The 14462-nt window shown below is 56.7% G+C and carries 14 protein-coding genes and 3 pseudogenes; 4 read left to right on the plus strand and 13 right to left on the minus strand.

Features of this window, described 5'->3' with window-relative positions; genetic code table 11:
* The 6 genes from VSQ83_RS17050 to VSQ83_RS17075 form a co-directional block, all read right to left on the minus strand.
* A complete protein-coding gene (locus VSQ83_RS17050; RefSeq protein WP_326427730.1) occupies positions 1-1341 on the minus strand; it encodes a TadE/TadG family type IV pilus assembly protein in 1341 nt (446 codons plus the stop codon).
* A 39-nt stretch (positions 1342-1380) separates the two neighbouring features.
* Positions 1381-2187, minus strand: a complete 807-nt coding sequence (gene cpaB, locus VSQ83_RS17055; RefSeq protein ID WP_219262074.1) for a Flp pilus assembly protein CpaB — start codon at positions 2185-2187, stop codon at positions 1381-1383.
* A 12-nt stretch (positions 2188-2199) separates the two neighbouring features.
* Complete coding sequence (locus VSQ83_RS17060) at positions 2200-3522, minus strand: AAA family ATPase (RefSeq protein ID WP_133077977.1); 1323 nt, start codon at positions 3520-3522, stop codon at positions 2200-2202.
* Between the two features lie 14 nt (positions 3523-3536).
* Positions 3537-4055, minus strand: coding sequence for an A24 family peptidase (locus VSQ83_RS17065; protein ID WP_133077978.1), 519 nt, complete (start codon positions 4053-4055; stop codon positions 3537-3539).
* A 27-nt stretch (positions 4056-4082) separates the two neighbouring features.
* Complete coding sequence (locus tag VSQ83_RS17070) at positions 4083-4274, minus strand: Flp family type IVb pilin (RefSeq protein ID WP_133077979.1); 192 nt, start codon at positions 4272-4274, stop codon at positions 4083-4085.
* Between the two features lie 413 nt (positions 4275-4687).
* Positions 4688-4879 (minus strand): Flp family type IVb pilin, encoded by a 192-nt coding sequence (locus VSQ83_RS17075; protein ID WP_133077980.1) that lies wholly within the window; start codon positions 4877-4879, stop codon positions 4688-4690.
* A gap of 241 nt (positions 4880-5120) precedes the next feature.
* Between VSQ83_RS17075 and VSQ83_RS17080 the strand changes: the two genes are divergently transcribed.
* Positions 5121-5984 carry a response regulator transcription factor gene (locus tag VSQ83_RS17080; protein ID WP_133077981.1) on the plus strand — a complete coding sequence of 288 codons (864 nt, stop codon included), beginning with the start codon at positions 5121-5123 and terminating at the stop codon, positions 5982-5984.
* Between the two features lie 8 nt (positions 5985-5992).
* Here VSQ83_RS17080 and VSQ83_RS17085 read toward each other — a convergent pair whose 3' ends face one another.
* Together VSQ83_RS17085 and VSQ83_RS17090 are read right to left on the minus strand one after the other, a co-directional pair.
* On the minus strand, positions 5993-6595 hold the full coding sequence (locus VSQ83_RS17085; RefSeq protein ID WP_219262073.1) for an FMN-dependent NADH-azoreductase: 603 nt from the start codon (positions 6593-6595) through the stop codon (positions 5993-5995).
* Entirely contained in the window at positions 6592-7035 is a 444-nt protein-coding gene (locus VSQ83_RS17090; protein WP_133077983.1) for a GNAT family N-acetyltransferase, read from the minus strand. The genes VSQ83_RS17085 and VSQ83_RS17090 overlap by 4 nt, the downstream gene beginning before the upstream one ends.
* A 268-nt stretch (positions 7036-7303) precedes the next feature.
* On the opposite strand from VSQ83_RS17090, the gene VSQ83_RS17095 reads away from it, so the two are divergent.
* The gene (locus tag VSQ83_RS17095; protein WP_133077984.1) at positions 7304-7810 is read left to right on the plus strand and encodes a C40 family peptidase; all 507 of its coding nucleotides are present in this window, start codon (positions 7304-7306) and stop codon (positions 7808-7810) included.
* Positions 7811-7918: 108 nt separating this feature from the next.
* Here VSQ83_RS17095 and VSQ83_RS17100 read toward each other — a convergent pair whose 3' ends face one another.
* Positions 7919-9238, minus strand: a complete 1320-nt coding sequence (locus VSQ83_RS17100) for an LLM class flavin-dependent oxidoreductase (protein WP_133077985.1) — start codon at positions 9236-9238, stop codon at positions 7919-7921.
* 17 nt (positions 9239-9255) lie between these two features.
* Positions 9256-10179, minus strand: a complete 924-nt coding sequence (locus VSQ83_RS17105; RefSeq protein ID WP_219262072.1) for an ABC transporter substrate-binding protein — start codon at positions 10177-10179, stop codon at positions 9256-9258.
* A gap of 313 nt (positions 10180-10492) precedes the next feature.
* Between VSQ83_RS17105 and VSQ83_RS17110 the strand changes: the two genes are divergently transcribed.
* Positions 10493-11731, plus strand: coding sequence for an acyl-CoA dehydrogenase family protein (locus VSQ83_RS17110; RefSeq protein WP_133077987.1), 1239 nt, complete (start codon positions 10493-10495; stop codon positions 11729-11731).
* Positions 11732-11804: 73 nt separating this feature from the next.
* Here the strand turns inward: VSQ83_RS17110 and VSQ83_RS17115 are convergent, their stop codons facing one another.
* Together VSQ83_RS17115 and VSQ83_RS17120 are read right to left on the minus strand one after the other, a co-directional pair.
* Complete coding sequence (locus VSQ83_RS17115) at positions 11805-12254, minus strand: hypothetical protein (protein ID WP_326427234.1); 450 nt, start codon at positions 12252-12254, stop codon at positions 11805-11807.
* A 295-nt stretch (positions 12255-12549) separates the two neighbouring features.
* Positions 12550-13029: pseudogene (locus tag VSQ83_RS17120) on the minus strand (zinc-binding dehydrogenase); the annotation flags it as partial.
* Between the two features lie 53 nt (positions 13030-13082).
* Here VSQ83_RS17120 and VSQ83_RS17125 point away from each other — a divergent pair.
* Positions 13083-13238 (plus strand): annotated as a pseudogene (locus VSQ83_RS17125) (LysR family transcriptional regulator); the annotation flags it as partial.
* Positions 13239-13412: 174 nt separating this feature from the next.
* Here the strand turns inward: VSQ83_RS17125 and VSQ83_RS17130 are convergent.
* A pseudogene (locus VSQ83_RS17130) lies at positions 13413-14375 on the minus strand (DUF4113 domain-containing protein); the annotation flags it as partial.
* Positions 14376-14462: the final 87 nt, after the last annotated feature.

A 14462-nucleotide genomic window follows, 5' to 3' on the forward strand; every position in this document is an offset into this window, starting at 1 on the left:
CTAGGAGTCGGTGCTCGGCGTCTGGTTATTGTCGATATAGGTTTTGTACAACTGAATGATCTGTGGACCGACGCTACCCGCCGGATTTGGCCCGGGTACGTTGTCGCCTTCGCACACACTGACGAACTGGCCAAAAATCTGCGCCGAATTGCCTTGTTGGGCTTCGGGCTGCAGCACGAAATAGCAACCAAAGCCCAGTACCGGTATCGATGACGCGCCGTCGTTCTTGCCAGAGCAATCGCCGATCACGATTTTGATGATGCGCCGTTCAAATACGCCATTGCTCTGACAATTACCCCCGCCGCCCACACAGGCAGCCGAGTCCTGTGCCCAATTGTTGTAGTCGTACAAGGCACCACTGGAAGTGGACAGGTTGCCGTTGCTGGAAGTGACCGTCTGACCGTTGTACTGAATCGGCGCGGGGGAGCCGGCGTAGGTAAACGACTTGGAATTGACGGTAGTGACCAGGTCCGGCGGGTAATCCGAGGCGCTCAGCCCCCCTTTGTATTCGTTAAATCGCGTATTGAGACCCTGCGCCGAAGGCCCAACGGTGTTGCCGGGTTTGGTCTGGACTGTCGAACCGACGACATTGCACTGATTGATTCCGCCCGCCAATCCCTCCCTGACCGTCTTGCCACCCGAGCCAAAATCCAGCAGTTGAAAGTTGCCCGGGCCAATGGCAGAGCTGTTATTGGCTGCGGTTTTGAGCACTTGCAAATCACCGAACCTGAAGCCCCAGAACATTCCCGCAGTCGGGTTGTTTTGCGCCGGATCGCCGCATACCAGCAGCGGCGTCAGATCGCACGGAGCGCTGGTCGGGCTGGGGCCGGCGGTGGCAACCGCCGCGACTGCCTTGCTGGTGGCGTTGCCATTATCCAGGGCCTGAAACACACCCCAGAAAAAACTGCTCAGGGGGTAATTGGTCACCGTGACCCGGACAAAAGTCGCATTGGCAGGGCCAGGAAAAGAAAACGGTCCATAAACGGTGGTTGCCAGCTCCACCTTGGCAAAGCCTGCTGCATTGGCTGCAATCGCCGTGGCCAGTTCCTGGTTGCCCGCCGCATTGGCGTTCAGGGTCAGGGTGTTGAGTGCAGCGGTTTGAGTCAGGCTCGCAGACCCGGTCGCACCTACCACCATGCTCAGCGTTTTGGCCCCGCTCAGTGCTGCGGCATCCACTGCATTTTGCAGGCGAGTCTTGTTCAGCAGCATATGGCTGCCGTCCAGTGCCAGGGCACCCATCAGCAAGAGCGAAGCCATGGCAATCACGACCAGAACAAGCATGGCTCCACGCTGTTGTTGTGCAAACGCGATGCGAGGCTGTTGGATACACGCGTTCATGATGTTCCACCTTCACATTTTCACCGGGCCGCAGGCCGACCCCTACAGCGCTTTTTCTACTGTTGCTGTGACGCCGCGAATCACGATCACGCTGGCGTTGTTGGCAGGTACACGACGACGTACCACCGGCTTGGAAATCACGCTCGGCAGCGCGGGTGCTGCCACTGCAACGGGCTCGGCCATGACCGGTTCCTTGTGGTTGTCCAGCGGATTGCGCAAGGCCAATTGCACCTTGCCTGCCGCCATCCCCTTGACCAGCACTTCCGCCTGGTCAGGCGTCACTTCCACGGTGACCGCACGCACCACCACCGGTTGGGTCTTGTCGGTACTGGCTGTCTGGTCCACCGCCAGAACCCGCAGATCTTCCAGAATGGTCTTGGACTCGGCATCACCCGCGTTACCTGTCTGCCTGGTGGCCAGCACATCGACCCGATTTCCCGGCAACAGGAACCCACCGACGCCAACCACATCATCGACACGTACCGATATGGCACGCTTGCTGGGTTCGATCAGTGACGCCAGGGTGCTGCCGCCCATGTGCTCGGCCAGACGTGCACCACGCAGGATGTCGCCACGCAGCAGGGAGAAAGTGGCGATCTTGCCAACTACTTTTTCAGTCGAATCGAATGCGTCATCCGGTGCGGCATCCTTGGGCATACGCACCACTGTCACCTGCTGCGGCTCGATCATTTGCCCGAAAGCAATTTCTACCGTGGCGATCACCACGTTTTGCTGGTTATCGTCGGGGCTGGTATTGAGCCTTGCTGTCAGCCAGTTGTTGGCCATCCATGTCGCGCCCAGCCCCAGAATCACGGACAGGACAATCAAAGTAAGCGTGCGCGAGTTCATGACAATGACTCCTTACCCAAGAAAATCGAGTTGGACGAAATAGTTGTGCCACGCCCACTCAAGTTCCTGAGCAGTCAGTGGTCCTGACCCTTCCAGATAACGCTGGCGATCACACGCCATATTCAAGAGATCCCGTGGATGGCAAGGCACCAGGGGCATGTTTTCGGCGCCATAGAGTTCGCGCAGCACATAACTGAGCAACACAGGGTCATGAGCAATGCCCAGCCGTTGCGTTTCTTGAACCCAGATACGTTCGTATTCGCCAGGCTTGAGGTAGCCAAATTGCAGCTTGTAGCCAATACGCCGCAAAAACGCCTCATCGGCCAGCTCCAGCGGGTTGAGGTTGGTGGAAAACACCAGGATCAGGTCAAACGGCAGTTCGCAGTGACGCCCCCCCCCCAGGTTGAGGAAATCGCGGCGCTCCTCCATCGGCACAATCCAGCGATTCAACAACACGTCCGGCGTCATGCGCTGGCGCCCAAGATCGTCGATGATCAGCAAGCCGTTGCTGGCCTTCAGTTGCAACGGTGCCTGGTACTGGCGGGCAAACGGGTCGTAGCGAACGTCCAGTTGCTCCATCGTCAGCTCGCCACCGGTGATGACAATCGGCCGTTCACAACGCAGCAGCCGACGATCGATGCCTTCACTGAGCATCAAGGTGTTGGGTTGTTCGTCATCGTCCAGGCGCTTGTGCACCTGAGGGTCGAAAATCTCGATCACCGCTTCGTTGATAGCGATTGCATGGGGCACCCATATCGCCTCGGCAAACAGCCGTATCAAACGGCTGCTGACATAGGTCTTGCCGGTGCCCGCAGGTCCGTAAATCATGATGGCGCGCCCGGAATTCAGGGCAACGCCCAATTGATCGAGCATGCTTTGCGCGAGCACCATCGAACCGAAGCAGTGATGCATGTCATGGGCACTGATACGACCGTGATGAATGGTCTGCAACTTGAGCAGTGTTCGATAAGCGCTCACCGGATAAGGCGCAGCACCTATATAGCCACTGCGGGCCAGGGCATCGCGGGCACTGTTGCGACCGCGTTCGGTCAAGCCGTAGCGCAGGGTCTGCCCCCCTGCCTGGCCGAGCACTTCGACACGGCGATCCTTGCGCAGGAATGTCAGGACTTCTTCCAGAACTGCACCGGTCAGGGCCAGACGTACCGTCAGTTGCACCATGTCCAGCACCCCGGCATCGTGCAAGTGCTTGCACACCAGATCACCGAGAAAGTTGTCCGCCAGTCCGGTCTCAAGGATCGTGCGTGGCTGTGGCGCCAGTTGCTGTACCGCTTCGCGCTCAGCGAGAGAAACACGGTTGCTGCTGATGGCGTACATGGTGTTCTCCTGAACTAATGGCTTAAAGGCAGCCAGAAGACGCTGATCAAGGTGCCCAGCAAAACGGCGATCGAATAGGGGAAGGGCTTGCCAGCCACTTCGTCATCGGCTGGCGGAAAGTAGGCTCTGGCCCTGAGCATCAGCCAATATCGACCCAGGGTTTGCAGCGCCTGGCCACGCACAAGCACCAGCAGCAGGCCGCATGCCCCCCCTGCAATCAGGCTGAAAAACGCAGCCCAAAGGGCGTCATGCGGGGTGAGAAAGGCGCCGGCCATCGCCATCAGCTTTACATCCCCGGCGGCCATACCCCCGACCATATACATGGGCAGAAAAATTGCGAAACCGACCAGCAGGCCCAGCAGTGCATGGCCCAGACCGATCAAGCCAAAGGCATAGGTCTGGCCGACAACCCCCAGCACCAACCCCAGCAAAACAAGAAGGTTGGGAATGCGGTGATTGCGCAGATCGCTAACCACCGCAATTCCCAGCAGCCCTGACAGCAACGCAACAGCAACACTCTGTAACTCGCTCATGGCTGCACCCTCACAGGGATCATCGTGCTAGCAGGTTTTGCCCTGTACGGCGCATCCCAGGCTGGTAATGGCGGTTTTCACATTGGTGCCCAAGGTGATAAACGCCGCGACAGCGCCCAGGGTTATCAGACCACCGGCCACTGCGTATTCGACAATGGTCAGGCCATCTTCATCGTTGATGAACTTCAGCACTGAAGTCTTAACTGATTGCAGTTTCATTTTGCCCACCTCACTCAATGTTTAATATTCACCAGCAGGGCTATATGCACTGCTTAATTAAAATCTTAGTCAGCGCACATACTGATGGGTTAGGAGTTTTTTGCTGACTGCTAGGACTTTATTGCCAACACGCCAGACATATTAATTACGAACCCCCTGACCAAAATAAATCGACCGCGTGCAATAGTTCATATGCTGACCGTACTACTACCACACCATTCGCAACCTGCATTTTTCCGCCACCTGCAGCACTCAATACAATAAAAAAACCGGCTCAGAACAGTTGGCTAGAGGGGACGCATAGCGCAACTGACTAAGCCGGGTGATTCATATCAGGATTCAATCTTCCCGCCGCCAAGCCACCCACAACACGTGTATAAAGGTCGCCCTGACAGGCCCCGCACAATGCTGAATCAACAGGTTTTACCCTGTACCGCGCACCCCAGACTGGTAATGGCCGTGCTGACGTTACCTCCCAAGGTTATAAAAGCTGCAACCGCCCCCAGGGTAATCAACCCACCGGCTACGGCATACTCGACAATCGTCAGGCCGTCTTCATCCTTGATAAAGGCATGTATATAATTCCTGATTGACTGCACGTTCATTCTACTCACCTCACTTGAGTGGTTTACCCAAAGCGATTACTTAATAAACCGCCTGATTGAAGGCTAGTCAGTGGCCATCAGGGCCGTTAGGAGTTTATTGTCGAAGGACAGGATTTTTTTGCATTTTTTTTCACAAAACAACCACACTTACAGGCGCACCCTAAAGAACACTGAAGCGCAGCAGGCACTGATAAAGACTCGAAAAAGCAGACAGCACAAGGCACAAGACAGGATTAATCAAATGACATCCGACGCTGTCATAAAGCCTCATCTCTTATGGTTCGATCTGACGCGCAATCAATCGACTGAAGAACTGCTCCTGCTCTTTCGCCCGGCCTGCACCTGCCAGCTGGAACAACCCCTGGCATGGCTGCAAAGACGTTGCGAACCGGTGCCGGACATGATTTGCATGCACTTTGACTGCCCCGACCTGCCCGGGCTGAGTTTGTTGCAGGAGATCAAACTCAAGTCTCCCTCCACGCCCATCACCATGTTTACCGTCCAGCACAGTGAAGAACTGGCCGTCTGGGCCATGCGCTCACGGGTCTGGGAATATGTGGTGTTGCCCTTGTGCGCCAGCGAGGTCAGCCGCTACCTGCACGCCCTTGAACAGCTCTGTGAGCTGCGCCACAACCGAATCGGCGCCAGCAAGGCACAGGCAATCGAACATGGCCCCACCCTGCCGGACAGCATTCGGCTGACGACTGACCATCAAAAGCACAAGGCACTGCACAATGCGTTGCAGTACATCGATCAGCATTACCACGAAAGCATCGACCAAAAGGCCCTGGCCAAGCGTTGCGGCATGACCGCCTTTCGCTTCAGCCGCCTGTTCAAGGAAGTCTACGGACTGGGTTTTATGGATTACGTATTGGGCAAACGTATGGACAACGCCAAAGACCTGCTCGACAACAGCCAGATGCCCATCACCAGCATCGGCTATGAAGTGGGATTCAAGGACCCCTCCTACTTCGCCCGTGCATTCAAGCATTACGCCGGCTGCACACCCAGCGAGTATCGCCAGGCACGACGCAATAAAGTGCCGGTGCCCAATGACGTACTCACGCAAGTAATCGAGAGCCTGGCCCACAGTGCCGAGGGTTGAAGGAAGGGCTATTGGTCGGCCAAGCGTGCAAGTTGCTCACGGGCATCCTTGAGTGCTGCTGCCACTGCCGCCTCGCCAAACACAAGGCCCTGCAAATAGACAAAGTGAATGTCAAACAGCCCAAGCGTGTTCAGGGCATAACGCAGGTAGTCCGTCAGAAAATCCGGTTGCCGCGCCCTTTCCCCCTGATGAAAACCACCCGAGCCCACCAGCACGTACACCGGACGATCGGCAAGTAACCCGGTTTTGCCCTCGGGGCCTGCGCTGAACGTGCGATGAATGCGCAACACGTAATCGATCCACAGCTTGAGAGCTGCCGGGACGGTGAAGTTGTGCATGGGCGTGGCGATCACCAGCATGTCGCTGGTTTCCAGCTCACGAATCAGCGCCTCGGACACATCGAACACCGGGGCCTCGAACGGTGTGGGTGTCGCCAGCGCGGCGCCGTAATCGATGCCCAGCGGCGGCAACGGTTGCTCGCTGAAGTCACGCCCCACCCATGCAAGATCAGGATAACGTTGGCGCAGGGATGCCAAAAATTCGCGAGCCAGCCGACTGGCATGGGAAAAGTGCCCGTGGGGGCTGGCGTTGATCAGCAATGCATTGTTCATGGTTGCTCCCCGGTGAGGGTCTGGGTGAAGTGCATGCCATGCGCCAGCAGGCCCTGGCGGAAATAGAAACGCTGAGCCAGCGCCATGTGCAGCCCCGTGTCCAGTACCAGATGATCGCACTGGCGCCGCATCGCTTCTTCGCGAACGCGGCTCAACAGGCGACTCCCCACACCTGAACGCTGTAAATCGGGGCTCACCACCAGATCATCGACATAAATAAAGCGCGAATAGATCAGGTTTTCCATCTCGCGGTACCCCGCCAGCCCGACCAGAGTATGCCCCTGCCAGGCAGCGAGCAGACGGTAGCCCTGAGCCACCTGTCGCAGAAGTTGCGTTGAATAGGTTGCGGGATCTCGCAGATGTGGGCGCAAGACGCGCATCAGGTCAAAACTGACACGCAGTGCCGGCTCGTCCTCAAGATGTTGCAGTGTGAAATTCATGATGGTCAGCCATTAGGAAAGTGGCTCCACTTTAGAGCGGTAACGGCATACCACCCAGAGCCACAAAGTGACTAAATGACCAGGCCATGATTATCACTGAGCGCCCTGCCCCAGCGCGGATATGCCCCCCTGAAACGCTTTTCTCAATACAACTAGTACTGTTCGTCGGACTCGGAAATTTCCGCCAATATGCGTAGGAATTTTCCCGTTTCTGCGTAGTACTGACGAATTTAGACTTCAAGTACCCCCATCAAATAGAAGGTTACTTGTGTCCAGATTCATTTCTTTGTTCTTGTTTTTTACATTCGCCGGCTCCAGCATTGCGTCCGCCACCGATCTTTACAAAACGTATTCCTGGGCCATTCAACAATCGGTTAAAAAAGAAAGTTCTTCACCACTGCACGTCAAAAAGGTCATCGACAGCGCCCACTCCTTGCTGGGCATCCCTTACCTGTGGGGCGGCATGTCGCGGGAAAAGGGCTTCGATTGCAGCGGCATGCTGGTCTACCTGTTCAAAAACGAAGCCAATATCCATATACCCAGAACCACTTCGGCCATGCTGAATGCAGACTTGCAAAAGGTCGCCCGACATCAACTCAAACCTGGCGATGCCGTTTTTTTCCGTACCCAAGGGGGGACGCGAAGCAATCACGTCGGCCTGTACATCGGCGATAACCGTTTTATTCATGCACCGCGCACGGGCAAGACGATTCGTATCGACTCGATGGACAATTCGTACTGGAAGAAAAACTACACCACCGCTCGCCGCTTCTAAGGCCGCACACAAGGATTCAACCGCTCACAGAAGCGGACGTATTGATGGCTCTACCGAGTAGTAAGTTATCTGCGAGGGGTTTAGGGGTAAGCCCCTCGCTTTGTAACCTCAGCCAAAATTCTTCAAGCCCAGATGACCGCGCAACGTCGGGTGTTCATACGCCGTGCGCAGATAACCGCGACGTTGCAGGATCGGCACCACCGACTCGGTGAATTCCGTGAAAGTACCTGGCAGGTAGGCAGGCGATACCACATAGCCGTCGCAAGCACCCTGCTCCAACCAGTCAATCAGTTGCTGCGCCACGCTTTCGGCGGTGCCCGCCAATTGCGGTACGCGAATACTGGCGGCCATGATGGCACCGTACTCGCCAAGGGTGATGTCGCGCTCCAGACGCAGTTTTTGCGCAATCACGTCCGGCGTCGCCGAGTGCCTGGCGATGTCCAGCAGGCGGGTGTCCAGCGGGAACCGGGTGAAGTCGAAATTGGACTGGGTCGACAGGGTGATCACCCCCAGTTCAGGGTTGGCCAATGCATTGTGTTCATCGCGCTTTTTGATCGCTTCGGCTTCAGTGCCGCCAATGAATGGCATGACCGCCGTGAGAATTTTGCAGTCATCGGGGTTGCGGCCAATGGCGCGCATTTGCTGGTGGATGTCCTGACGGAATTCGAGCATGCGCTCTACCCGACTGTTGATGCTGAAAATGACCTCTGCCCAGCGCGAACCAAACTGCCGACCACGGCCCGACGCCCCGGCCTGAATCAATACGGGCTGGCCCTGGGGTACACGCGGGATATTCAGCGGCCCCTCACACTCAAAGAAAGTACCGCGGTGCTTGAAGGCATCGATTTTGTCCGGGTCCGCGAGAATGCCGCGAACCTTGTCCAGCACCAGCGCATCAGGCTGCCAGCTGTTCCACAACTTGAGCACCAGTTCGACAAACTCATCGGCACGGGCGTAACGCTGGTCATGGGCCAGATGCTGCGCATGACCAAACAGACGCGCTTCGCTGTCGTTCATGGACGTGACGATGTTCCACGCACTTCGCCCTTTGGAAATGTGATCGAGGGAGGCAATCGCCCGCGCTACATGGGGTGGTTGGTAGTAGGTGGTGGAACGCGTCAGCCCCAGGCCGATATGCCTGGTGTGACCGGCCAGCAGGCTAAGAATCGGCAACGGGTCCAGCCGCGCAGCATCCTGGGCACCCAGCTCAAAAGAGCGCGCACGTGATTGCCCGGCCTGATCGCCAACCGCCAGGCGATCGGCAAAAAACAACAGGTCAAAGCAGCCGTCTTCGAGGGTTTTGGCAATTTCGATGTAGTAGTCGGGGTCGAGAAAGTGGCTATGGGTCTGCGGGTGACGCCACACCGCGTGACTATGTACCACGGGGCCCGAAAGCATGAACCCCGCCAATGCCATTTGCTTGGCCATAAGGTTTTCCTCGGTGATCAGAGTGCGCGGTCAAACATGGGAGTGACGTCGTAGGGCTTTTTCAGCAGCTTGGCGTCGTAGAGAAAATCAGAGGTGGCCTGGGCTTCGCTGACGATGGTGGGCGAGATGGGCAATACGGTAATGGCATCACGCTTGAACCAGGCCTTGGCGATTTCCGGGGAAGACTGGTTGGCCTTGGACCAGGCAGCCGCGTATTCGTCGACATGGCTCTGGCTCCATACCCGGGCACGGGTCAGACGCTCAACAAAGTCCTTGATGATCTCGCCCTTTTGCGCCAGCACCGGCTCATACGCAACTACATAGGTCGGTGCGCTCATCAGCCCCTTGGCATTGCGGATCAGTGTGCTGCCCTCTTTCTCCTGCAAGGAAACATAGGGTTCCCAGGTACCAAAAGCGTCAATGTCACCCTGGCTCAAGGCCATGCTCGCTTCAGCGGGCAACAGGAACTTGTAGTTCACGCTGTCACGCGGGACTCCGGCTTCATCCAGCGCCTTGAACATCATCTGCTGGCTCCACGAGCCGTTCCAGATCGCGACGGTTTTGCCTTTGAGGTCCGCCACCGACTTAATACCCGGGCGGGCCACGATCCCTACGCCGTTGAGGCTGGTCTGGGTACTGGCCACCACTTTGACCGGAGCTCCGTTGGCCGCCAGGCTGATCACCGGGGTGTCGCCCACCACGCCAATATCCAGCGCGCCGCTGGCGACTGCCGAAGCCACGGGAGAGCCGGTATTGAAGCGTTTGAAGTCGATGGTGTAAGGCAAGTCTTTGAGCTCACCCGAGAGCTCCAGAACAATGCGATTGGAGAAGAACTGATCCCCCACGACCAGGGTCTGCGGTGCAGCAGCATAAGTGGGTGCGCCCTGCAGCGCCAGCGAGGCCAGACCCAGCAGGGTTAGCAATTTTCGACGTGTTGTCATTAAAGATTCCTACAGAGTTAACGGATAACTCAACCATCTGTAGGCATGCAGTCTGGCATTGAGAAAAGAGGCTTTATGGATCACCAAGCGTGGCGTTTTTAGAAGCTAGCGCAATAAAGACATAAGCATCTAATACTTTTAAGGCATATACATAGAACCCTGTCCGGGTATTTGGTTAGCTGTTTTTGGTATTAAGCATTTAACCCATCCAGGATTAAGGTGACCTCACCAGACCACTGGGCCCAATCGCATTTACTTCACTCATTCCAGCGCCAGCGCGCCTTTGAGCGCAGGCCCGGCAAGGTCAGATTGCATGCCTAATCCTGAATTGAACCTATGGGGCACCGCCCCGACCGATCGTTACGAACAATTGGCAGCCCCCTTTCGCCCGCTGTTTGAACACATCAGTGCGCAAGCCGCAGAGGCTGACGGGTCACGCAGCAGCCTTGCCACTGTGATCCAGCAATTGAATGCACTGGGCTTGCCGCGCTGGCGCTTGCCCGCCACTTATGGCGGGCAGGACGCCACGCTGGTTGAGCTGCTCACCCTGTTGACCGAACTGTCTGCAGCAGACTCGAACATCACCCAGGCCCTGCGCGGGCATTTTGGTTTTTGCGAGGAAGTGCTGGTTTCAAAGAGTCCCGAGTGGCAGGCAAAGTGGCTCGACACGCTCAGCCAAGGCGCGCTGCTCTCGCCAGGCAGTACCGAAGTGGGCACACAGACCCGTGGCGAGTTTGAAACACGCATCCATCGCTCTGACGACGGCTCGCTGCGTATCAGCGGGAAAAAGTTCTACACCACCGGGGCGCTTTACAGCGACCTGATCAACACGATCGGCACCGGTGACGACGGGACGCTGTACAGCGTAGTGGTCAACCTTAAAGCGCCGGGAGTACAGGTCATTGACGACTGGAACGGTTTTGGCCAACGCCTGACGGCCAGCGGCACCTGCATCTTTGATAACGTGCGACTGGATGATGAACCGCGCCCCACTGACCAGCGTTTTGCCTATGGGCAATCGTTCTTTCAGATTTATCACCTGAGCACCCTCGCCGGCATCGCCCGCCGCGCAACCTTGAGTGGCGCCGATGAGCTGAGCAAACGATCCAGAACCTTTTCCACCGGCAATGCCGATGTCGCCGCGCAAGATGTGCAACTGCTGCAAGTGATCGGCGAAGTGGCAAGCCAGGCCTACGCGGCACATGCCATTACCCGGCAGGCTGCGCAGCGTCTGGAGCAAACCGCGCAGTACACGATAGCCAGTGACCAGCCGTTGGCCCACGACGACCCGCAGGTCGCACTGGCCGAGCTTGAAGTGTGCCTGGCAGTCAATCCCGTGGTGGATGCCACGCTCGCAGCGACCACAGCGTTGTTCGATGCCCTGGGTGCCAGCGCTACCGCCAGCAACAAGGCGCTGGATCGACTCTGGCGCAACGCACGCACCCTGGCCAACCACAACCCCCGCGTGTACAAGTCGCGCATCGTGGGCAACTACCTGGTCAACGGCCTGGTACCGCCCTCGCAGTGGCGGGTGGGTGTAGCCAAGGGCTGAGTACCCGGCTACCCGCTCAGCCTGCCCTACAGACAGGCTGAGCGGGTAGCCGGTGAAGGTTCAACTGGAAAGATCAAGCATTGGCAATGCTTGCCAGCGCCGCCTTGAGCTCCCGTCCTCCTTTCGCCACAACGATCTGATCATTGCTGGCTACCTGGAACTCCTTAGGGATCGAGTACACGCAGGTCACAGTGATCGCTGCACTACGCCCATTGGTGAAAACCACTTGCACATCTTCGTAGTTGGCGATGGCACTCTGAACCGAAAATGTCTCCGTGATTATGCTCGGCAGCGTCATGAGCAGGGCCGAAACATCACGGGCCATTTCGTTCAGGAATTTGGCTTCCTGGTGTTCCTGATGTTGTTTCGCCTCTGGGGTTACCCCCCTCGAACCACAGGTACAACTGTAAGAAGCAAACATGCCGCTGGTATGGTCACAATACATTTTGTCACACCAGCAATTCGTAACCGTGCCGAACGCACTGGCCTCATTCCCGCAACTGGGGCACGTGATAGTACTCATCTTTATCCTCTGAACTTATGGAGACCGGTTTGTTGCCATTGCGTACTTGTCGAGTAGCACATAACAAGTACGGTGGCGGCCTGTAAAACTGGCACTGAACACCCCCCTACGCAAATCAGGTAAGCGATACCGAACCAATCAAGACCAAACCTTCTAATTCATACGAAATCTCCTACAGCTTTTCTTCCGTAAACAACAACTTATGGCGTGACCTGCTAAAACGCCCCGCGTGCTTTCGCACACAGGGCGGCAAGGCCGGATGACCTGAAACTCAACCTCTCACCCGACCGTACAATCAGGAAATCTTGATCACGACCTTTCCGAAGGCGCCCCTCGCCAAGTGCTCGTAGGCTTGTCGCGCTTCTTCAAACGAATAGACCTTATCGATTACGGGACTGATCTCGTTTTCGTTGAGAAAGGCATTCATTCGATCAAACGAAGAGCGTGGCGCGACCGCGATGCCGCGTATGGTCGTCTGCCGGAAGATCAGCGGCATCAGGCTCAGCGCGGTGGTCTGCCCCTTCAGGAAGCCGATTTGAGCGATCTTGCCTGCGGCTTTGGTTGCAGCAATTGACTGGTTCAGGCCATTGCCACCCGCAACGTCCAAAAGCAGGTCAACGCCTTTGCCGTCCGTGAGGCCCAGAACTTCATTTTCCCACTTGGGATTAGCCCGGTAGTTAACGCCAGCTACTGCGCCAAGCTTGATTGCAGCTTCCAGATTCCGGTCGCTGCTCGACGTCACAATGACTTTTGCACCGAGGGCGGTGGCCAGTTGAATCGAAATGACTTTAGGCGTGACCGACCGAACAGTCGATTTGGTCGCCGAAGGGATCTTTGGTGCAAGTGCTCGAAAAATATCGGTCACGCCCACGCCCGGTATCCGTGCTGTATCCGAGCAGATCCCACCTCGCTCCGCAGGCTCACGCTTTTGTTGACTGGGTGAATCAGCGGTTTGCCCTCCTTTATCACTCCTGGCTGGAGTAAAAGAGAGCCAGGATTCAATCCTGATTGTTTGCAGGCTGAGTCTGATTTGCTCGCAGGCTGCGCAGACATCGGCCGGGGGGCCATTTTACAGCCTCAAATCGACTTAAAACTTGTATGAGGCGAACACTGAACTGTTACCACCCGGACCAGCAGGCCACGACAGTTTTTCACCCATTAACACGAAACCCGCCACAACTGATCCAGCCTCGTCGTAAAGCTTTGGCTCATCATCTCCCGACGCATGCTCCAATCCGGCTTGCTCGGCACACTGGCGGCACGTAACGTCCCCCTGCCCCAACGCCCGTTGATCTGATCCAGAACCGCCATCACCCTGGATGCTTCTGCGGGCTGATTCATCGCAAACAGATCATCGGAAAACTCCCCGGGCTGGCGAAGATCCAGCAGCAGCACCTCGGCCTTGCTGTACTTGAAGCCGGGCTGAAAAACATGCTCCAACGCATCAACGGCCGCCTTGGTCAGCAGCCGCACATCATCCGTAGGGTATGGCAGGGTCACGACGACGCCTTTCGCGTATTTCGCTTCGTCCGGGTTAAACATGCCTGTGCGGATGCTGACCCGGACTTTCTTGCAGTAAGATTTTTGCGCTCGCAGTTTTTCCGAGGCACGCATCATGTACGTGGCCACGGCCTCTTTGATCGGTGCCAGCTCGGTCAGCCGTTTGCCAAACATTCGACTGCAACAGATCTCCTGCTTCGGTGGATCAGGCTCGTCCAACTCCAGGCATGACGTGCCCGACAGCTCACGTGCCGTTTTCTCGATCACAACGCTGAACTTTTTACGAAGTGACCAGGGGTCAGCCTTGGCCAGGTCCATCGCAGTCTTGATGCCCATGCTTTCAAGGTGAGCGGTCATACGGCGCCCTACCCCCCACACTTCAGACACGGCCGTATTACGCAGCACCCAGTCGCGTTCAAGATCACCGCACAGATTCACCACACCACCGGTGCGTGTCTGGAGGCGTTTGGCCGTATGGTTGGCGAGCTTGGCCAGGGTTTTGGTGTGGCCAATACCAACACCCACGGGTATGCCGGTGCACTTGAGGATTCTGGCTCGCAACTGCCTGCCCAGGGCGATGACGTCTGCGATACCGGTCAGGTCAGCAAACGACTCATCTACGTAAAGGAAAGGTTTCAAGCTATGGACATGGTTCCGCACCATGTTGCGCGGTGTCTCAGCTCTCTATTCAAATGTCCATAGTGATAA

It is taken from the genome of Pseudomonas sp. DSV-1 (genome assembly GCF_035830915.1).
In the GTDB taxonomy this organism is placed as follows: Bacteria; Pseudomonadota; Gammaproteobacteria; order Pseudomonadales; family Pseudomonadaceae; genus Aquipseudomonas.